Origin of the sequence: Flammeovirga kamogawensis (assembly GCF_018736065.1) — a bacterium.
GTDB classification, from domain to species: domain Bacteria; phylum Bacteroidota; class Bacteroidia; order Cytophagales; family Flammeovirgaceae; genus Flammeovirga; species Flammeovirga kamogawensis.
Window position 1 is genome coordinate 812,293 of sequence record NZ_CP076129.1, and the last position, 24,127, is coordinate 836,419.

General features: G+C 32.6%; 10 protein-coding genes. All 10 read right to left on the bottom strand.

The genetic code is table 11. The annotated features are described in order from the left end of the window. Window positions 1-499: 499 nt before the first annotated feature. Window positions 500-1,072, bottom strand: a complete 573-nt coding sequence (locus KM029_RS21850) for a helix-turn-helix domain-containing protein (protein WP_144075935.1) — start codon at window positions 1,070-1,072, stop codon at window positions 500-502. Window positions 1,073-1,237: 165 nt separating this feature from the next. Further along, window positions 1,238-1,729, bottom strand: a complete 492-nt coding sequence (locus KM029_RS21855; RefSeq protein WP_144075936.1) for a hypothetical protein — start codon at window positions 1,727-1,729, stop codon at window positions 1,238-1,240. Window positions 1,730-2,395: 666 nt separating this feature from the next. Beyond that, window positions 2,396-3,325, bottom strand: a complete 930-nt coding sequence (locus KM029_RS21860) for a Dyp-type peroxidase (RefSeq protein WP_144075937.1) — start codon at window positions 3,323-3,325, stop codon at window positions 2,396-2,398. A gap of 164 nt (window positions 3,326-3,489) precedes the next feature. Further along, window positions 3,490-4,746: an alpha/beta hydrolase-fold protein gene (locus KM029_RS21865; RefSeq protein WP_144075938.1), complete on the bottom strand. Its 1,257-nt coding sequence runs from the start codon at window positions 4,744-4,746 to the stop codon at window positions 3,490-3,492. Window positions 4,747-5,096: 350 nt separating this feature from the next. Then, on the bottom strand, window positions 5,097-5,552 hold the full coding sequence (locus KM029_RS21870) for a hypothetical protein (protein ID WP_205125510.1): 456 nt from the start codon (window positions 5,550-5,552) through the stop codon (window positions 5,097-5,099). A 37-nt stretch (window positions 5,553-5,589) separates the two neighbouring features. Further along, window positions 5,590-6,468: a haloalkane dehalogenase gene (locus tag KM029_RS21875; protein WP_144075939.1), complete on the bottom strand. Its 879-nt coding sequence runs from the start codon at window positions 6,466-6,468 to the stop codon at window positions 5,590-5,592. 225 nt (window positions 6,469-6,693) lie between these two features. Then, window positions 6,694-10,419: an Ig-like domain-containing protein gene (locus KM029_RS21880; protein ID WP_144075940.1), complete on the bottom strand. Its 3,726-nt coding sequence runs from the start codon at window positions 10,417-10,419 to the stop codon at window positions 6,694-6,696. A gap of 357 nt (window positions 10,420-10,776) precedes the next feature. Then, the gene (locus tag KM029_RS21885; protein WP_144075941.1) at window positions 10,777-16,656 is read right to left on the bottom strand and encodes a LamG-like jellyroll fold domain-containing protein; all 5,880 of its coding nucleotides are present in this window, start codon (window positions 16,654-16,656) and stop codon (window positions 10,777-10,779) included. A gap of 287 nt (window positions 16,657-16,943) precedes the next feature. Next, window positions 16,944-17,624, bottom strand: coding sequence for a hypothetical protein (locus tag KM029_RS21890; protein ID WP_144075942.1), 681 nt, complete (start codon window positions 17,622-17,624; stop codon window positions 16,944-16,946). Between the two features lie 64 nt (window positions 17,625-17,688). Then, window positions 17,689-24,024: an InlB B-repeat-containing protein gene (locus tag KM029_RS21895; RefSeq protein ID WP_144075943.1), complete on the bottom strand. Its 6,336-nt coding sequence runs from the start codon at window positions 24,022-24,024 to the stop codon at window positions 17,689-17,691. Window positions 24,025-24,127: the final 103 nt, after the last annotated feature.

Genomic DNA, 24,127 nt, shown 5'->3' on the forward strand with positions numbered 1-24,127 from the left:
TGTGTTTATTTCTGTTTTATTTCATTGAATAAAGCGATATTTAGACGTTTTCATCAAAATCCTAAAATAAAGTTGTAGGATGTTTTTTTGCACAATATATTTATTGCGTTTATCCAATTATTAACACACTACTATTAATGGAGATATAAGTTTGCTTTGTTGAAGTTTTAGTCACCAGTAATAGAAGTCATTAACCTTACGTAAGGTCTTAATAAAGTAATTGAATTACAAGTTTTACGCATCAATTAACAAACATTATCACACAGCATTCTACCCACTGTTATCATAAAAATTAAAACACTTCAATCGGTTGCTAAAAAATAAATTCCAAAACCAATTCGTGAGCAAATGCAATTCTTCTCCATCCTCAACTAAAAATGGAAATAAAACAGTCGGATAAGAAAATTTGGGCATAAAAAAATCCCTTAAAGGACGTAGACTATAAAAACAGAGAGACAGTTGAGGGGATTTTTGAGGTGAAGAAGCGAATAAGAAAGCGTTAAACGCACTTCTTCTGTTCCATTGCTGTTGATGGATTCTTCCAGAGTGTAAATGTTGTTTCGTTTTTGATTAAGGCTCGCATCCAATAATATTTTGGGGTGGATGTTGATCTTTGTTCTTTTTGGTGTTTTAGGTGTTCTAGCCATAGATCAAAAAGTTCCCAATCATCATGATACGTTACATCCTTTATTCCTAGACGAAAAGCATACATTTTTGGGAATGGATTAAACTTAAATCTGCTAGAATTAAATTTCACTTTATAGTGTCTGTCAGAATACCAAAGTAAAAACCTTCTTTCGGTGTGTAACTCATAATCATTTTTTCTTATTGGGTTAGGACGGATAGGTCTTGTTTTTCTACTTCCGCCTGATAACTTCTTACGAGCTAAGTATAATTTATGGGCATAGTCTGCATTGTATTTTTTAGTTAGTGGGTGGGTATTACGTTTTAGTTCACGATATATGGTTGAAGGAGATACCTCTAGTCCTTCCGCAATTTCGGGAACACTGAATATTTTTTCTTCTATCAGACGTTGGATGACTTTTCTATGGTAGAGCTGAAGGTTTTTCATATTTGGAAAGGATTAAGTAAGTCAAATAAAGAGTGTTATTAAGTGAACGCTCTTTATTTGACTACATTAAAAGCTTCTATTGTCCAAGATGTATCTAAAACTTACTTGATTTATTTAATTGACAGATAGAAATCCCTTATTTTTAAGAGCAATGATATAGCAATATTATACTGTTACAGTTGCTGTAAATAATTCATAATCATTGACTGTCCAACCTTGTAGGTTAGCGTAATCAACCACTACTTTAATACTTTCAATTAGTTCATGCTTAAAAGCGATTTCAATTGCAGTTTCAAAGCTATTTTCAATATAGCCATAACCACATTTAGCTTCATATCTAATAAGTAATTCTCTTACTTTTACAAAGGCTTTGTCTCTTTCCAGTTGTGTTTTATCTTTCAGCGGTCCATCAGATTGAGTTGCTAACACTTCATCAAGATTAGAGATGTTATTTTGCAATAAAGTTATCTGACTTGACAATAATTGACGTGTTGTTTCCCCTTTATCGGCAGCATATTCTCCTTTACTAGCTTCCATGCTATATTTCTTATGCTTCGCGTACATTTGATCTATAAAGCTCTGAGCTTCTTCTTGAGAGCTGACATAAATTGATACGTTTTGATCGTTAAGCGTATCGTTGAAATTAATCGTTTGCATTTTGAGTACAATAGTTTTTTGTAAGTCTTAGATGAACAAATCTTGCAAAACTTTCTTTTATAATTCACAAATTACGGGTAATAATATTTCATTTTCTTTAATGGTAAATACTTTTTATTGAAAAAATAATAATATAGGCACAGTGTTTTATTATTTACATCATTCATTAAAGGTGAAGATAAGAGATTGAAATTAGGGTCTTTGGGTAATGATTTTTAACGGATATATGTAAGGTATATCTTCGTAATTATTGTACTTGTAGCGGTTAGTTATTATTGAAAGTGGAACTTGGTGAAGTATATTTTTATTCTAAAATCTGTTATCGTTATAAGTTAGAAACTATAACAATAATAAAGTTCATAGTAACGCCTGACGGCTTGATACTACAAACAGTATAGGTTTGAGTTAAGAATTAAAAATGAAGAGTTAAGAATGATGAACTTGTTATATTGTTTTGGTATTGTGCTTAAATAATATGGTTTGAAGTCGGGAGACTTCTTCTATGTGCAAGTTCCAAGTGACGCCTAGCGGCTTAACACTTTGAACAGGGGAAACAGGGGAGAGAGTGAATATTTCTTCTCACGTTAAATCACTAATTTCTTTTGTTTGAAGAAAGTACAGAATTATAACGCCAGATGTATATTAAAATACCGTAATCACCTTTGCTTAATTACTCATATTATCCAAGAAGCTTTGTGGTGGAATAAAATACAGTGTTCCTGTTTTTGCAGTTACATAATCTAATAATTTATCGTGATGTCCATTTTCTCCAGGCTCTATCATTTGTTTTAGTGATGTTTCGATTATACTTGCCGATTTAGCAAAACCAATAAACATTGTTCCATGTTCCATTGCATTACCAAAAGGTCTATTTTGTCTTAACATTTTAATTTCTACACCGTCAATCTCAACTTTAGATTTTACATTATGAGCATAGGGCTTTTTTTTATCGTCTTCAATTTCAATATCATCCATTTTTGTTCTACCAATCACACCCTCTTGATATTCGGTTGTCAATGAATCCCATTCTTCTTGTTTGTCGAAATATTGTTGTACAATAAGATAGCTTCCTCCAACATAAGGTTCGTGATCTATAATTACAGCCTTGGCTCTCTCGTTACTTTTTGGGTTTTCTGTTCCATCCACAAAATCAATTAAATCTCTATCATCCAGATATTTGTATCCTTGAATATCCTGAATTGCATTTGCTATTGGCTTAAATGTAGAAAGAATATATTTTGTTGCCTGATAGTTTAAATCCATCCGCATAGATTTTACCATAAAAAAGATATCTCCAGGAGTTGAAGGAAAGTGTCTATCTCCAGACTTTAGCTCAATAAATGGGTGTAATTCATTTGGCATTGGCTCATTTGGGAATAAAGAAGTCCATCCTTTAGATGAAAAACCAATGGTTATAGTCAATAGAGCAGTGGTATCTTTCTGGCCAATAGATTTTGATATTTTTGAGAAATTATCAAATACGGCTAAAATTGTTTCTACTTTATATTTATCCTGCTTTAACTCTAAAGTCAAGTACTCTACAAATGGTGTTGGGTCTGAGAGTAACCCTTCTTGAGTTTTGCTTACTAAATTCATCGTTATTTATTTACAATTTTATCTATTATGAAATTATTTACAACGTTTAGTTACCTCTAGAGTACTTGACGTCTATTTTGCTTTAGTTACAAAATAGGAAAATATTCGATTTTCATCACTATCTTTTTACCTGAGTTATGCACTACACCCATAATAGCCTTTCGTTATTTTATATTTAGAGCTTCAATTCTTTCTTTATAGTACTCTTTACCACTTATTTCATAGGCCTTTTGTAAGTATTTTAAGGCATTTTCATTGTCGTTTTGAGATTCATAATACTCAGCCATAGAGTCATAAGCATTGGCACTCGTTGGGTTATACTTAATATTCATTTCAAAAAACATGAACGCCTTCTCAGGTTGTCCCATTTGCATATTCATATAGCCATAGCCATTTAACATTTCATCAATCATTGGTGCAGTGGGAACACCAAAATGTTTGGTATAGATTTGTTCCTGCTCCTTCAATAGCGAAACCAATTCTTCTATAGGAGTTGCTGGGTTATTATATTTCTGAGGAGATTTAAACTGGTACCATTCAAAAAGAAAAATTAGTCCATCTCTTATTGTTGGTAATGGGACAGTGCCATGCAAATCTTCATTATATACCTTCCATGAAAAATTTAATCCATTCTGTTTTTGAGCCTTAGCATAATTTGAAAACTCAATGATTGAACGTGCAAACAAAGTAAATTCTGAAGAGTCCTCCATAATATTCTCCATGGTAATTTCTTCCTTCCACATATGTAGTTGTTCTGCTGCTAAAGACACATAAAGGGATTTCCCTTCATAGCTTTCTGTACTCAATTTCTCTTTTGCTTCCTTCAATAATTTTTGATTGTCCCAATCCAAACTTGGATCTATGGCAATATAATTTTGAAAAATATGTTGATGGTTTATTAGCGTATTTATGGTAAACAAACCTGCATAAGAATGGCCAATTAAAGTACGGTAGGTTATTGTTGGGTAGTTATTATCTATATATGGAATAAGTTCTTGCTCCAAAAATTTTGTAAAATTCTCCGCTCCTCCTGTTTCATCATCCATTGCACTACCTCGTCTCATTTTCACCTGAGAAGTAGTTAAATCTCTTATTCGGTTGCTACGGTTAGAAACCCCAACAAGTATCATATGTGGTAGATAATGCCCCCAATAATTACTATAAACAGCTTCCAAAGTACTCTCTAGAGAAAATCCATCCATTAAATAAATGACGGCATATTTTTCTTCATTCTCTGGCTTGTAATTATCTGGTAATTTCACCCAAAAGTCTCGGTTTTCATTTAAAGTTTCAGAATAAATGGAACCCTCAATTCTTTTTTTAAATTGCTCTGTTTGAGAAGTATTTGTTTGTGCAATTGTAGGGTGATCAATCATTAAAATTGATCCGATAAGTAATAATAGAAAGGTGTAATATTTCATTTCAAATGTATCTAAGTAGAAAGTTTAAACTAATAAATTTGTTTGGTTATAAGTTGATCATAGTAAAGGTTGATATTCAATAAACACAATGACCCATTATTTCCATTTTCTGAAGTATTAGGGTATGGCGTTTATACAATAGTATAAAATGCTTTCAACATATTTTAAAAAAAATTTGTTGTTAGATTATTGAAAGACGTTTACAATTTAATTGTTATTGTAGTACAGAACAATTAAATTTCTTTAGAAGATTGAAAATCACCACCCCATAAAATAACCCTATCAAAATGTTTGACTTTTAAGACAGTACCTACAAATAAATTTTATAGCTAAAATAGGCCCTTGTCTATCTACTTTCTAGACTTGATGGATAAGAAAAACAATAGAATTGCTAAAGGAACGAAGATATAATTGATTACTCCGCCCGGTGCTGTACCTGTTGTTTCAATGGGTTTGAGTGTCATTAATACTAATCGCATCAAGTACTCTATAAAAAGGAATAAGTACATTAAAGGGATAAGAGATTTGTACCTCCAACAAACGATAACGTAAAGCAAACCCATGATTAATTGAGATAAACCCCAAAGTGAAAATATTAAGATGACAGTGCTTGCACCTCCATCTGTATAAGTATCTAAAGGAATTGTGGCAATACTCTGTGCTCCCCCATCGGCAGAAAACATATGAATTAAACTTCTTACTACAGTCAGTATAGTAAAAAAGTAAAAGAAGTATAAGGCTATTTTGTGGCCTTTATAATCATTCCCAAATTCCTTTGGAAAAACTTTATCAATACGATTCATCATTTAATTTTTAAAGTGACATCAACATTTAATAGTAAGGCTATAATTCTTTATACCATTGTGCTATTTCCTCGCCAATTTGATGAGGGTTGTCCTCTTGAATAAAATGAAGTCCTTCACCCACATCTACTGCTTTCAGATTTGAGAAGTTTTCTTTTATAAATTTCACATCCACATCTCTGATCAATGCTCCAGGCGTAACGTACAATAAAAGTTTTGGAAGATCTGTTTCTGTCAACCACTCACCATAGGCTTTTATTCTATCATATGAAAATTTAGGTTCTTCACCAATTGGTACATTTCTAGGGAATTCTCTCAAAGCTTTTCTACTTCCTACTGTTGGATAAGGTGCTTTATAATAATTGAATTCTTCTTCTGTCAATGTTCTGTTGATCATGCTTGGTAGCATCTTATTTATAAACATATTACCAACACTGATCATCAACCATCCAATTCCTTTGGTACGCATCATTTTAAAAGCAGTCTGCATTTCTGGTGATGGTTCAATCGGCTTTACCATCGCTTCCATAAAAGCAATGGCCTTAATGTTATCGCGGTGTGTATTGGCATAATGAAAACCGATACCTGAACCCCAATCATGAAGTACCAATGTGATATTTTTTAAGTCAAGGTTATCAATAAATTTTGTTAGATAATCAGTATGATCTTTGTAAGAATAGCCAATATTTGGCTTATCAGATTTACCCATTCCTATTAAATCAGGTGCAATACATCTGCCTAAAGGTTTTAAATAAGGTATGATATTTCTCCATAAATAAGAAGAAGTGGGATTGCCATGAAGAAAGAGGATCGTATCTCCTTCCCCTTCATCAATATAATGCATTTTACTACCATTTACTTCTAAAAATTTAGATTCAAATGGGAATTCGGCTGATATCTTTTTTTTATTTCCTTCCATAGTCTTTACTATTAAAAATCTGGCATTAGGTGATAATAGGAGTCCTAAATTAAATATTTAGGCAGTAATTGCAAAAGTATCAATATCAAAACCCATTCTCATTCTACAATCATAACAATACTTAGAATAATTTTAGTTTTGAACAACATTTTATCTTTAAATAAAAACACCCCCCAACAAATAAATATTGGGAGGTGAGCACAAGTTAGTAGTAGTTATAAAAATTTATTTTATCAATAATTTACTTGTTGCTCTATTTCCTTCTTCATCAGAAATAAGAACAATGTATGTTCCTTTCTGTAAAGTAGCTACCGGTAATTTTAATACCTCTTCAAAAGTTGTATTTACTACAGATTGGCCTACAATGTTTAAGATTGAGATAGATTTTAACCCTTCCATTTTTGTTGTTTTGAATGTTACAAAATCAGATGCTGGGTTAGGATAAACCAATACGCTTGTTAATTCTTCTTCTAAAGCAATGGTGTTAGATTTTCTTGCTGATGATGCTGGTACTTCTATCAACATTGCATTATCAAGGTATGCATAGCCACTAGACCCGCTTGGTCTCCAGAAATAAACTGTAATAGTAGTTTCGTTATTTCCAGTTTCAAAAGGAACTTCATGGTATGTATAGAATTGGTTTGTGATATCCTTGAAAGCAATACCATCACTATTTGCATCATTTATACCCATCACTACTCTAGCACTTGATGGATTATCTACTTTAGCATAACCAGAGAAAATATAAGATGTGTTTGCTTTAACAGTAATTGTTTGGTTACACGATGCTACTCCGTTTAATCGTAAAGAGGCTCCTTCATAAGCACCATCTGTTGTTGTAACAATATCTTGCCATGTATTCCAATGGTTTAAACCATCTTCAAAGTCGCCATTTTTAAATGCAGCAATACTAGATGGACTAACTGTTACTACAGTAGAAGCCGTTAAATTACTATCTACAGATTGTACCGTAATATTTGCTGTTCCTGCACTTACTGCAGTCACAACACCATTAGATACTGTAGCCACTGCGCTATTATCACTACTCCATGTTACAGATTTGTCAGATGCATTAGAAGGTGCAATTGTTTCTGCTAAACTAATTGTTTCACCTGCTTGGAAACCTCCGTTTTGAGCAGATACACTTATACTTGCAACAGGTACATATACAGTAGATTTTTTCACTACTTTCATGTTATCAATTGTTGCAGTAGCCCCATCACTAGGAGGTAGCCAAGAGAATACTTTTACAGTGGTATTACTTCCTGTTTCAAATTCTACCTCATGCAATTTATATACTCCTGTGTAAATATCTTTATCAGCAATACGTTTGTTATCTGCATCATTTACACCCAAAACAATACGCTTAGATGTATTGCTAATTTTAATGTATGCTGATAAAATATATGTGCTGTTTTGTTCTACTGTAATCCATTGGTTGGCAGATCCTTTTTCTGTAATCGTAATTGCAGTTGTGCCTTCGTAAGCATCTGTAGTTTCTTGTGGTGAGTTCCAAGTATTCCAATCGCTATTTAAGCCATTTTCAAAACCACCATTGATGACTAAGTCTACTTCTACTTCTGCACCTACTGTAACATTTGCAGACGATGTAAAACCACCGTCTTCTGTTGTTGCTGTAATTGCTGCATTACCATTACTTACTGCAGTTACTAAACCTGTGCTACTATTTACAGTGGCAACAGCCGTATTACTACTCGACCATGTTACTGTTTTATATGTAGCATTATTTGGTGCTACTGTTGCTGTTAATTGTACGGTTTCACCAACTTCAATTGCACCACCCGCAGCCGCTACAGTTACGCCCGTAGTTCTTATTGCATCTTTATGAATTTGGCTATTGAAGTTGTTATCTGCTCCAATGTTTGGAATTAAATTATTTACATCTACTTCATTACCGTAAATATCAGTTGCTGTGTGTAGGCTAAAGTTTTCAAAAATTCCTTGACCAGCCATTGGGAATGATGGTTCTGGAAATGCTTTACCACTATCTATAGCAGGGCTACCTTCTTGTAATTGGAAACCATTAATATTACCTGCAGATTCATCTACAAAAAGCGGATCTTGACCTGTAATTTTGTTGTTATCAAGGTTCTTAAAACCATTAGCAATATCACCATAAAATAGGTTATTGTCTACAATTAATTCACTGCCATTGGCAATATCAATCATTACTTCTTCTGCTCCTATTTGTGCACCATCTACGGCTTTAAAAATATTGTTGTAGATATACGTGTTTTCTGCAAAGATAGAAATGTCTGGCTTGTAACCGTTTTTATTTAGTAATACAGTATTATTGTAGATAAAGTTATTGTTAGAACGTACAGGAGTATTATCTGTTCCTACATATCCTGATACCCAAATAGAATAACCATGGTGGTCTCTGAAACCATCATTTTTACTAACATTATAACGGAAAGTTGTGTTCTCGCACTCACCTAAAATTTCTACAAAACCACCTTCTGTATCTTCACTGTAATTGTATTGAAATATAGAATTGTTACAATAGAAATCTACGTGTCCTGAAGCGTAAGTATCACCAAAACCTCTTGCAGAATATTGTTCATTAAATTGAACAACTACATTTCTTGTGTTCCAAATCCAACACCCTTCACCTCTACCGTAAAGTAAATCATTTTGGTTATTTTTCTCTCCTTGACCCAGATCGATAAATGTGTTTTTCTCTACTATAGCATTACATACTGAAGACAGAATAACGCCATCGCCACCTAATTTTTCAAAGTGATTGTTTCTGATAATATAATTTAAGTTTCTTTCTTCTTCATCCACTGGGTTGTTGGTCATGTTTGATAAATGACGAACACTAATAGCGGTTGAACCTAAATTATAGAAATAACAATTTTCAATTAATACATCATCAATACCAACTTCTAGTACTGGCGATACTGTTTGATCATCTTTATCAGCATCAAAGAAAATACCTTTTGCAGTATAGTAATCTAAAGTAAATATTCCTTGAAAATCTAACATATCTATTGCATATACATCTGTTATTTTTAAGTTACGGAAAGTAAGTCCTTTAGATACACCACCCCATTTGTTTGCAATCACTTTAATAGCATAAGATGTGTTTGTACCCCAAGTTAAGTTTCCTTTGTTCTTACGGTCATTCTTCACCCATAAACCATCCATTGTGATATAGCTTGCGTTGGTAATTTTAATAGCTTCGTGAAAATCACCGTTTGCAATGTTACCCGAACCAGATATAATTGGCAATTCACCTGTACCGTAGCTACCCAACTCAATTGGCTTACTTTCTGTTCCCGAACAAAGTACTACTAGCTGTCCCTCAAAAGTATCTCCTCTTCTAAAAAGAAGTTTATCTCCAGGGTTTAAAAGTCCACCTTTACTCACTTGCTTAGCTGCTGCTGTAGCTTTCGTTAGTGTTTTCCAGGGTGCATCAATACTACCAGAATTAGAATCATCACCATCAGCACTAACATAGTAAATGTTGTATACCTCTCTCACCACAATATTGTCTAAAGAAAGTGTGTGCGTAGGCGATGAAATTGAAATAGTATTCTCTATTCCCCCTACTAAAGTAACATCAAGAATTGTTACTTGTGCTGCTCCTTCGTATGCCCAGTTTGATGGGTTTAAAACAACTGGAGTTGTTACTCCATTTACGGTAAGGTCTGCATTTACAGCGTTTCCACCATTAAAAGAGAAGATTTCTAATTTGTACGTACCATCTGTAGGCACATTATCAAGAGAAATTTCTAATGTACCTCTTGGGCTTGCTTGTAATAGTTTTAAGTAAGATCCTCCTGTGGCAAAAGAACCTGTCGCCATTTCTGTGTTTCCAGATAATGTAGCTGATTCTGCTTCCAATACCTCGTCTAACTCTGTTGCATAGAGTAGTTGTGTACACGAGATAAACATAAGCCAGAAAAATAAGTATGCTTTCTTCATAGCGCTTAGTAATTAAATGGTTAAAATTGACGGGGTATATCACGTTCATTCATTTCATAATAGTTTAGAATAACTGTTAGTTTTCTAATGTAAATAAGTAATTATACCCGCCTTTAAATAGGGTTACAGCAATACAAAATATTGCTATTCCTCTAGTTGAATAGTTGTAAGTAACAGGAATACACAAAAGAAATTGTACACAAAACAACCTTCACAATAGCATAAATTCGGATTTTTTAACAAAAGGAATTCTATTAGCGTATTTATTACACTACAATTAGCTATTTGTGTTAGCACAACGAAAAAAGCCCTCCCATTTTTTACAATGGAAAGGCTTACTATGAAGAATTAAATAATTTAATTGATTATTAATTTTTGACTAGAAATTACCTGATTATTATTTGTGATATGTAAATAATAAAATCCTGTAGGAAATTTTTTCAAATCTATATGAACTAACTTTCTATCAACAAATACATTCTTTTTATACAATTGCTTTCCTTTATTATCAAGGATTTCTATTTGTACTAATTGATTAATATAATTCTCTAATAAGAGTGAGAGAAGCCTTTCATTATTTAATGGATTTGGATAAATCACAATGTCATCTGATATAAATGTAGCATTTGATGTAGGTAAAAGATCAAACCACCCTGCATATACATTTAAGTTTGAATCAATTGTTATATCATTCTGTATTTTAATACCTTCTTTATTTCTACGTGGAAACCAACCAACAAAAATTTTATTCTCTAAACTTGGTGCTTCAGGGTGAACTACTCTTATATTATCTTCTAAAAAAGAGTTTATTTGATAATACTCTTCCTCTTCAACAAAATAAGTAACAGATAATGTTGAGATAAAGTTGGCATACAAAATACTATCTTTTAAAGAAGTTATTGCAGCGCTCTCTAGACTATTCTGGCGATTAATATCGTTATACCAATTTTCAAAGTTTTTACCTTCAACTACTGGTTCTTCAAGCAGAATTGGCAAATCTTCAATTGTGTATTGAAGGGAACCGGAGTCAAATACCGTTTCATTGTTTATATAATAATACGTACTGTTGTAAACGTTCATCTTCCACTTAGCAAATAAGTTAATATCATCTATTGTCAACTGATAAGGAACTTGTGCTTGGTAGGTTGCGTCTGAATACCACCCATCAAAAGTATACCCCTCTTTTACTGGAATAGCAATGGAAGGAATTGTTTCTCCTGGTAAACCACAAACAGCATTTATTTCATTTCCACCATTGGTCTCAAAATTAATACACGAAGGTGCTAATTTATAAAACATATCTGAGGTGACAGATTTATAGTCAAACTCTCCTAACACTCTATATTGAAGTTCTAACTTTTGTCTGTAAGCGTACTGTGTATAATAAATATCCAAATAATGTAAACCTTTTTCAAGTCCAATTGAACCTTCTGCAATCCAAGGGTCTTTATCAGATACTCCATTTAAATAAACAACTTCTTGATGATCAATTTGAAGAATAGACCCATCATCTGAACGCAATTGAAATTCATAAATTTCATCTTCTGGTATCTTTATAAAACCATAAAGATGCAACCCAAAATGTTCTTGTTCGAATTGTCCTACTGCTGCAAAGTCTAAATCCCAAACAAAGTCGGATGCTTGAATTTCTCCTTTACTAATTACTGATAGGGTATCAAAATTTGGTAACGACTTTATATTTTCATCTAAATGATAAACTTCATAATCTAACTGATTAAGCAATTGGTTATTTGTGATTACTTCCGGTTCTAGTTCATTGTTTTCATAAGTAATAGTATAAGGTTTATAATAGGTATCGTGCCCAAATGCTTTAAAAGTAAAAGTTGTTGTATTTGTAATTTTTAAAGAATCAGAAAATATTGGAGAGGACTCAGTAGGTATAGTTCCATCTGTGGTATACCTAATTGTAGTACCAAAAATTAAGTTTTCTGCCGTAATATTCACCTCATTATAAAATATTCTTGACCTTGGTTTTGTCCATACTAACGTTTCTAGAGAATCTATTTTATTTCCTAAATATACATTTACGTTTAAAGAGGTGGCAGCTTTAGTATATGTAGTATCTCCTCTTTCATTTACTTCACCTTTCACTTCTGAATCTATTCCAAGAATGGTCCTATTTTCATCATAAGGTTTAATTTTTGTAGCTGCAAAAGGGTTATTTTGAACACTATAGTGTAATTTATGCTCCTCTCCTTCTTCAGTTCTATATACCTTTGTTTCTACCCATTGTGTTTCATTTTCTATAACCACAGGAACACTCATTTCAACAAATTCCCAAGAGTCTGGTAAATGAGGAGCATACGTAAACGAACTATCTACAAATGAATAATTTGTTCCTCCAATCCACTCAATCAAAGGCATAACCATAGCAATATCCCAATTATAATACCGCGAACCCCATGCTTCGTCTTTATGATCCCATGCTTCTGGAGCAACAGGATAACCATATTCTCTTGTCATTGCATTAAGATGATTTAAAGTGGCTACTATACCTGCATGAGCAGCTTCTTGTTTAAATAAACCATCAATTCCAAGCCAAGTACTAATTGTTGATGATCTGAAAATACCATTGGGAGGTGAGTCAGCAGAACGTGTATTTAAACCCATTGGAGATACAAAACCTCTATCCGTATTTACTACAAAATTTTGAATATAATCATCAGTCATTTCAGGTGATAATGCATTATTTCTTAGCTCAGCTACATGCCAAATATTTTTCCAAGAATCATTTTCATATTGTCTTAATAACCAAGGCCAACTATGATTAACATAGTGATCTCTTTGTGTTTCTTCAATGCCCTGCCAATAGTCCACATCAGCTTGGTTGTTAAGTTCTTTTGCCATCCAACCTAATTCTTGGGCTTCATTCACACCAACAGCCTTACTATTGTTGTCAATATAAAGTGGACGAAGTAATTCATAATATGCCTCATTTAAAAATACTAAGTCTCCTGAATGATCAAATTGTTTCCATATTTGCCCTACAGCCCCATCAAAATCCATACGTGTTTCTGGAGAATACCATGTAGTACCAAAATTATCTGGTAAGTAATGGTTTTCATTCTTATAAGGAACCATAAACTTCCATGATAAGGCATTTCCATTTCCCCATTTCCATTTATCTGCTACATATGAGCCTGCCGCACAAAAAGCCCAAGAATCCCATAGATGTAACCCCATAAAATTATTTACAGCAGTTTGTGTATGTGGATATTGTTCCCACCCGTTATCAATATCTGTGAAGTACATAAAATACAATGACCACAAGAAATAATAAGAATTCACTACATTATTATCTGAACATCTAAAATAAGGTATTTCTTCATTTAATAATTGGTTCATAAATTCTGTTTTCTCATCACGCGCTAATTCAATATTTTGCATATCTGCACTGATACGATTAATTGCATTCAATTCATCATCATCAACTCCTAACGATAAGGGCACTTTTTCGTACGCCGGCACATCTATACTAAACTTATAGCCAATATTTCCAGCTTCTAAAGTATAAGAGTCAAAATCGTAGATGGTTTGTGTAGATGAAAACACAAAATGAAGACCTGAATACATCATATCCCCCACAATAGCAGGATCGCCCCAATTTGGTTTCGTCATCGATTGTCCATTTTCAAGCAACACTACTGTGTTAGTTTCTTCATTATAAGTTACTGTTGATGTACAATTTTGTGATCTTACTACACCTGCAGGATCCCCATCAGATGTAGGAATATCTCTTGTATCATAGAAACTTTCTCCCTCAAATTCAATTTTTATAGACTGATCTGCAGAAATAATAGTTGATAACACATCGTTATCTGAAATGAATTTCTCTTCCTTAATCTTCACCCCAGCCACTTCATATTTAGCCACCATTTTATCTGGTCTCCAATCTAAAAGAACAGGTGTAGGATGTTCATACCTTTGCCCATCAATAATTATTGTACCATAGGCTACTTTTGTATGTCTCCAAAATTCCCACCCCCATTGATCATGACCAACTCCACCAGAAGCAGCTACAATTCCTTGCCCTCTTGCTCTACCGTCTCTGAACATTGGATGTGTAAAACCAATCGTTTCTAATTCTGTAATATTTTCATATTCTGCCTGACCTGCACCAGCCACATAATACATTTTATTGCCCGCTATAAAACCATAGTGTTCCTTATTAATATCCCTTGAAAGCATTTCACAATAATCTGTATAAGTAGGAACTCCTTCTTTGATAGCAATCCATGACGTAAAAAGAGTTTTATCTTCTAATGATTCTATGCTATTGTTCGCTAATCGCTGTGTTAATTCTTCATCTATATACCAGTATTTAAACCTTTTTGCCTCCTGATTTGGAGGTGTAATTAATAACGGTAAATCTAAAATGGTAAAAGAAGTAGGAAGGTTATCAAAATTAATTTCAGTATTATTTTCGTAAGTAATATCATAGTTAATAATAGACCATTGAGCATAATATGTGATATCATCTTGTACATCTAAGACGTCATTTGTTAAATAAGATCCACTTCCATCTTCTTCTGTATTCCACCCTAAAAAATCGTAGCCTATTCTTGTAGAAATAGGTATGTTTATATTATAGTTATTGTCGATAGAAGCAGAATATGTATTTATTTTATTGTCATAATTAAAATTGAAGGAAACAGTATACGTTTCATAAAACCTATCTAAAGGAGCCGCAAAATCCATTAGTAAATTCACCTCTTCCTTTTTTAGCGTACGGTTATAAATATACAATTCATCAAGTAACCCCTCAAATTGATTTTCTCCATCTTCCTGCCCTCCTAAGTAAAGAAGTCTATGATCCCAATTAACTATTACATAATCTTTTTTTGTAATGTTTACCGTTTTGTTTATTTCTCCGTTTATAAAAATTCGGGTACTATCTCCATCAAACGTAAGTGCTATATGATACCACTCATTTAAACTTTGATTCCCTAAATTATACCCTGTTGCCCTTGCATAGGCATTACTAAAATCGTTGGGTTGATTTGGGTTCACTGTTGATAGATAGGAATTAAAATTATTATCAGAAGCAATTTCAACCCTATAGGTAATTCCACCTTTTTCTACTTTTAGAATATGCTGATTTGTATTATCTGCTTTTTCAGGCTTCACCCAAAAAGCAACAGACATTTCTTTCTCATTGTTTAAAATAAATGGTACGCTATTATCTTCTTCGAAAACCGCATAGCTATTTTCAGAAAAAGAAATGGCATTTGTAGAAAATTTGGCATCAGTAACTAATTGTGCATTTCCAAATAGAGTTGCTTTTAGATTTTCACCTAAGCCGTAATCACATATATTTTCGTTAAAACTAAAATAACCTCTTAAGCTATCCGCCAAACCATATTGATCAATATTTCGGTTAAAATCAGTAGGTATAGTTTCTTCTTGTAATGGTTGGTCTAAGTTTTTAATGGTAACAATTTCCTCTAAAGTCAAAGCACGATCGTAGATATATAACTCATCTAAAGTTCCTGTAAATTGTCTACTTGCATCATTTAAGCCACCTAAATACAATAAACGGTGCGTCCAAGGAACTACAACATATCCTAATGTATTTACATTTTCTGTATGATTGAGTTCTCCGTTAATATAGATTTTGGTAGATGTTCCATCGTATGTAAAAGCAACATGATACCACTCATTTAGGTTTTCGCTTGATAAAGTATGCCCTCTCGACCTTGCAAAGGCATTCCCGAAATCATTGGATTGATTTGGGTTAACTGTAGAGATAAAAGAATTAAAATTATTATCGTTCGCAATTTCTAGTTGATATGTTAATCCTCCTCCTTCTACACGTATAATATTTTGATTAGTACCTTCTGCTTTTTGTGGTTTAACCCACAAAGCAATTGTTAATTCTAACGCATCATTTAATAGAAAAGGTAAGCTATTATTATCATCAAATGAGATATATGAACCCGTAGTATTTTCTACTTTTAATGCACCTTGAGAATATTTAGCATCAGGAGTAATTACAGCACTTCCCTTTAAGGTGCCAACTAAGTTTTCACCAATACCATAATTACAATTGGTATTATCAAAACTAAAATATCCTCTCAAGCCAATAGATAGATTATCTTCATCTATTTTATTTAATTGTTGAGCTTTCGTATCTACATGAATAAATATTAAAATCCATGAAAGCCATAATAATCTATTATATAGAAAATCATGACACAATTCATTAATGTAATTCATTTTTATTTGCTTTTATGTGTTTGCGTAAAAAAAAGCTATCGCTTAAAATAAAGCGTGCTTTTAAAACAACTTTCAGTGTTATTATTAGAGCATGTTTTTAGAGAATAGCAAGTGCTAACACTTCAATTTTGTACTACTTTTAGGATGTACCTAGTACTTTCATTCCATATACTTTTAGGATAGTTAGTAATGTTAAGTTTATGGAAAGACCTATATAGTATCAAGTAATTAGAAATGAAATAAAAGCTCTATCTTTTGATAAAGCTCCTATTTCATTATTATTTATACTATTCGTGAATAGTTAGTAAGTTTTTAATACTCGTCACGCTATTATTATTTGCGTTGATAGCTTTTACATACCATTCCCAATTTCCTTTAGTCAACGTACTTGTCTCAAGTTGAATTGAATTTTCGGGTAAATCAGTTCTGGTTATATTCTTGCTTCCATCGGCTTTTTCAATATAGAATTCATAGGTAATTTGATTGTCCGCTTCGTTACTGGCAGATGACCAAGAAAAGGTAATCATTTCACCTTCTTTTACAATATCATTTAATATTGGGATATTTGGAATATCAGATTCAATAGGTGTTTGGAAAGTAGAGAACTTCCAAACAGGACTACTTACTTCACTGTTTACTCCATCGCTTACTTTTACTTGCCAATAATAGATACTTCTTTCTTCAAGACCTTCTTGGGATGTAAAAGCATAAGCTGTTTCTCTTAATCCACGACCAATTTCAATAAGATCATCTTGAGCGGTTCCAAAAAAGACACTGTATGATAATTCATCTAAATCCTTATCTGTAGATTCCCATTTAAAGGTAGGCGTTAGACTTTCGCAAGTATGGTCTTCTGTATACTTATGCGTTGGTACAGAAGGTGGAGTATTTTCAACTGTTGCTGGGTCACAGCTAAACAATGAAAATAAAATAAAATGTATTGGTATTAATATTTTTACAATTTTCATGATATTTTTATATAAATATGATGTTGCAAGAAGTAATTTTTACTATTACTTCTTGCTCAAAAATTTATTTTACTATAAAAGATTTTGTGTCGTTATAACCTTCTTCAGAACAAATTATATTAAGTAAATATTGTCCACTTGGTAAGCCTTCAACATTTAAAGTCACCTTCCTTCCTGAAATAGTATTCACCACTTTATCTAGATGTACAATTCCATTAACACCCGTAATGACAACTCTTACATTCTCAGAATAAATATCAAATGGAAGAACAGCTTTTAACGTTTTATCAACGGCTGGGTTAGGATAAATCAGCATACTTCCAACTGTGAAATTGATATTTGAAGTAGCACAAGAAGAGTTATCCATAATTACTGCATTATATAGTCCTTCTCTTAAATTTGAAATTTCCAATTCACCATCTTCAACATCAGTATAGATTTCATTGCCAATATGTACGGTATAAGGTGCAACTCCGCCTGTAATTTGTAACATTACTCTATTGCCTGATACCTCTGCAGTACTTTCAATCGACTCAACTACAGGAACCTCAATTTCATAATTTATAGAAGCAGTTCCATCAGTTAATGAAATAATTATTTCATAGACACTACTTGCTAAACCTTGCATTGATTGAGTTTCACCGGGTTGAATTGTCACCTCCCAATTTGAAAGCGTTACTTTGATTGGTGAATTTCCTGCTGTAATACTAATTTCACCATCATTTAGACCTTTACATGTTGGAGAAAAAGCACGGATATCAATACCTCCAACCCAATTTTGATCTACTGTCCATTTTGCATATAAAGTAACATTATAAGCAGGCATTGTTTCTGTGAAAGTATATTCTGTCGTTAAAATTTCATCTGTAAACCACCCTTCAAAAATGAATGGATTGTAAATTGGATCTTCAGGAAGAGTTAACTTAGCATTATAATCTAAAGTGATATCTTCAATTTCATTTCCTCCATTTTCAATAAACGTAATTGTATATTGATTGATACTCCACTTTGCATAAATCGTTCTATTTTCTGCTAGCATGGTTTCTGGGAAAGTAAACTCCGTTGTAAATTCAGTATCTGTGTACCACCCGTCAAAAGTATAACCTTCTAAAATAGGAGCGGATGGAACAATCACTGATTCACCAAATAAAAGTACGATATCTTCAATAGTGCTACCTCCATTCTCATTAAATGAAATAGTATACTCATTGACACTCCATTTAGCATAAACTGATATATCTGAAGATATAATAGAATTTTCACTAAACTCATTTTCGAAAGCATTTTCTAAATACCATCCATTAAATGTATATCCTGTTCTTTCAATAGTAGGAATAGAGAAGTTTAATTCCTCATCCGTTATTTCAACTGCAATTACTTCATTTTCACTATAGAAAGAAATAGAATAGGTTGCTTTATCTGAATAATTAGCCCATATTTCAATGTCGCCGATAGCTAAAATTTGATTTGATGCCAATTTATTTTCTAATGAAGCATCTGTAAACCATCCTCTAAAATATTCTTCTTCTTTTGAAGGATTACTTAACGTAAGTGGTAAATCTTCTATTGTGAAAGTTGAAGTGTTAAGATCATTTTGAACACCTCCATTTAGATTATAGGTGATACTATATTCTATTACATTCCATTTTGCAGATAAGTCAACATTATTAGATGGCATTACTGCAGGCAACTCATATAAATTCTCGTATTCAGCATCTGTAAACCAACCAGCAAAAGTGTATCCTTCTTTTGTAGGATTTTCAGGTGTGCTAATTGCTGCCCCTTCTAATGCTGTAATATCTGCTATTTCACTACCTCCATTTTCATTAAATGTAATTGTATACGCTACTTTATCCCTCCATTTAGCATAAAGAGTAAAGTTTTCAGCAGTCATTGTAGATGGGAATGTGTACATGTTTGTTAGTTCGATATCTAAATACCAACCATCAAAAATTACTCCTTCCTTAGTTGGGTCTGCAGGAACTTCAAGTGCTTCTCCTTCTGCTAATGTGATATCTAAAACTTCACTACCTCCATTCTCATTAAATGAAATTGTATATTTAATAACCTCCCATTTTGCATATACTGATAAATCTTCAATGATTTCAGTATCAGAAGAAAGTCTTGTTTCAAAATTTTCTTCTAAGTACCAACCTTCAAATGTATAACCTTCTCTTTCAACTTCAGGGATATTAAAATCTCCATTATCATCTGTCAATTCAATTGCAAATAATTCGCCCTGATTATAAAAATTGATGGAGAAAATCTGTATCGTTGAGAATTTAGCCCATACATCAATATCTGCTAAATCAGTGATGCTATTTAATTCTAACTGATTTTCAAATGCTGCGTCTTTATACCATCCTCTAAAAAACTCATCTGTTTTAGTAGGGTTTTGCAATTTTAAAGGCAGGTCATTGATTGTAAACGTTGTAGGATTCGCTACATTTTCTACACCATTATCAAGTTGATATGTAATTGTATACTCTGTAATTTCCCATTTAGCATAGTAGGTAACATCATTTGTTAAAACCATAATACCTGGAGTATATGCATCGCCCTCTCCTTTTTTATTATCAAACCAACCTAAGAAAGTATAACCTTCTCTTACAGGTGCTGTAATTGTTGAACCATCTACAGTGAAATTATCCAATTCCGTAACTTTTATGGTATCTACTTTTGAATCATAGTTTAGATCAAAAACAGCAATCAATTCTTTAAGACCTTCTGTTGGATTGTGTAAATCTCTTAATGTTATAATTTCAGCGGCACTTAAAGCTTTATCATGAAAATAAAGTTCATCTATTAAACCTTCATATTGGTCTTTAATAGCCTCTCCTCTATTTATTGCTACATTTGCACCAATATTAATTTTTCTATTCTCATTAGACTGTAAAAAGAATCCTCCTCTATTTTCAGGGTTACTACTTTCTACTCCATTGATATATATTTTAGTGTAACTTTCAGATTTACTATACACCATTGCTACGTGTATCCAAGAATTTGCCTCTAATTCTCCTCCTATTTTATGATTATCAGAAGTCGCAAAACTGCTTCCTCCATCAAGAGGAATGAAAGCATTAATTCTATTATCATTTCTTAATTTAATATGATAACTCGCCCCTCCATTATCATCGTTTGTAGAAACTAAATATTGATCTGTTGAAACTAAATCATTTGGTTTAATCCACATTGAAACAGTCACTTCTTCTGCCCCTTTCATGATAAATGGGTTAGAATTATCAAGGTCAAAACTTAAGTAAGAACTTTCAGTTGATGGATCTATTTTTAAAGCACCATTACTGTATCTTGCATCTCCCTCTAATACAGTTCCTGCACCTACAAAATTACCAATATTTCCTTTTGCTGAACCATAATCTGTCACTACATCCGCTGTTTCATTTTCATCAAAACTAAAATAGCCAATTAAGTTTGTAGATAACCCTGTTTTATCTAAATAATTTACTGTTGACGAGTACATCGGTGTCCAGTGTGCATATAAAACTACATTTGCTGAGACTGTAGTTTCATCTTTAAATAATTGACCATTTCCATTCTCAGAAGTATACCAACCTGCAAAGCGATAATTATCTTCTCTGTTCATTAATTTTGGAAGTGATACTTTATAAGCATTTTCTTGAGTGGCTACCTTTTCATTGTAATGACTTCCTCTATCTGTTAATGTGATAGAATAAGTTAATTCATTCGCTGTAAAAGCAGACCATAATTCAAAGTCACCAGGTTTGTTTATACTATTCCCAATAAATTTTTGATCAAATTGATTATCTGTAAACCAACCAATAAAAAAAGCATCATCTTTTGTATCATCTGTAAATGTTAAAGGTAAATCAGTAACAGTGAAATTCTGAGTTACAACTCCTGATTCTTTGTTTAATGTAAGTGTATAAGTATCTAAAACCCAATGAGCATAGTAAGTAACATCTTCTGTTAATGCCAATGTGCTTTCTGATAATTGAATACCACTACCGTTACGTTCTGTAAACCAACCATTAAAAGTATATCCATTTTTAACTGGAGTTTCAATGCTTGTAACATCTACTTCAAAATTTTGAATAGCAGTAGTTTTTAAAGTATCATATGTTACACCATCGGCAACATCAAAAACAGCAATATATTCTGTGATTGGATCAATAGGGTTATGTAAACCTTTGATAGCTGTAATTTCAGCAGCAGTTAAAGCTCTATCAAAAATGTAAAGCTCGTCCATTAAACCATCAAATTGTTTTTCAACACTAGAAGCTTGATTAATAGCAACTGAAGCTCCTAAGTTTAATTTAAAATCAGTATCTAATTTTAAGTTGTAAGAATCTTTTGCAAATTCTCCGCTAAACTCTCCGTTAATATAAATTACTGTTTTACCAATCTCACTATCGTAAACAACGGCAACATGTATCCAATCATTTAAACTAACTTGATTTCCAATTGTATGACTATTTCCTGTAGCAAAAGCATTATCATATTTACCTAAATCAGCACTATAAGTATTTAAGTAAGCATTGATTTGATTACCACCATTAACTATTAACCTATATGATTCTGATCTGTTATCATTTTGAGTAGCTAATATATATTGTTCTCCTAATTGATGTGGTTGAATCCACAAAGCAATTGATAGAGCAGTAGCACCTCTCATTCTGAAATCATTACTATTATCAATATCAAAAGATACATAAGCATCTCCGACTGAAGGATCTATTTCTAAAGCTCCACTAGAATATTGTGTATCTGAAGAAATAATTTTTGCTCCTGTACCAACCAAGCTTCCTTTTGTTCCTTTAGAAATACCTTGATTACTGACCACATCCCCCTCTACACTTTCATCAAAACTAAAATAGCCTACAAGATTTTGTGATAAACCATCTATATCAATTGTACTGTTTTCATCAGAAGTCATTGAAGACCATTTTGTGTACAATGTTTTATTTTCTGAAATACTTGAATAAGTTGTGATATGCGTTCCTAAACCATTTTCTTCTGTAAACCAGCCGGCAAAACGATAATTATCATTGCGTGTTAATTGAGGAAGTTGAAGCATGTAACTTGTCTCTTCCGTAGCAACTAAACCACAAAGTGTTTGCTCTCTGTCTATTAGGATTACTTCATAAAAAACAGCACTAGTAGAAAAACCTGACCATAATTCAATATCACCTACTTCGGTTAATTGAGCACCAATAACTAAATCTATTTTTTCAGCATTTTTAAACCATCCTAAGAAATGTTCATCCGCTTTAACATCTTCCGTTAGTGTTAATGGTAAATCGTTTAAATCAAATTCTAATGTCTCTATACCTTCTGCTTTATTGAAGGTGATAGTGTATGTTTGAAGTTCCCAATTGGCGTAATACGTCATATCTGATACAACTTCTACCTCTTCACCAATTAACTTATCCCCTGCTCCATTTTTATCTGTATACCATCCTCCAAAGATATAACCATTTCTTACTGGTGTTGGTACCGAGATCATGTAGTTTGTTGCAATTGTAGCATCTAATTGATCAGATAAATTATCATAATCATAATCAAATGTACCCGTAAAAAAAGGAGCTTCATCCAACGGGTTTTGTAAGTCTTTTACTGTGTTAATTTCCTCTATAGAAAGTGCTCTATCAAAGAAATAAAGCTCATCCATTAAACCATTGTATTGCTTTTGAATTCTATCTGCTTCATCTGCCTTATTTAAGGCTACATAGGCACCTAAGTTTAATAACCTATTAAAGGTTACTAAATCATAGGAAGTTTTTTCATAAAAACCAACATCTACACCATCTACATATATTGTTGTTCTATTATTAACACCACTATAAACATATGCAACATGTATCCATGTATCAAGAGGAAGATCATCTACTAATTTCACATCTAATGATTGAGCAGTACCACTATCAAAAATGTTTTTACCTTCTTCATCTTGTGTAACTGTTGCAATATTAGCTCTAAACCTATTGTCTGCCGTAATTTCTAAACGGTGAGTATCTCCACCATTTTGATCCATTGTTGTTACTAAATATTGTTCCCCATCTTGTGCTGGTTTTATCCAACAAGAAATGGTAATTTCAGAAGCACCTCCCATAATAAAAGGTAAGCTATTGTCAGAATCAAACCCAACATAAGCATCTCCTGCCGAACCATCAATATGTAATGCGGTAGTTGAATATTTAAAATCTGTTGTAGTAAATGCAGCACCACCATTTAGCGTACCTACTTTATCTTTACCAGTACCCCAATCACACTGTACACCATTTCCAGCGTCATCAAAACTAAAATAACCTATCAAATTATTTGAGAGTCCGTTGGCATCAATATTTTTAGTTTGCCCGAGAGCTTGATAATTTAGTATAGTCGTAACTATAACCAGTAATAATATGTTTAATTTTTTCATTTCATTAATTATTGAGTTTTGTAAGAAAAAAGTAGAGTGATTTTTTTTCACTAGAGTAAGGATCTACTTTTCTTAAAATATTAGTAGTAGCTTAATTAAGAGT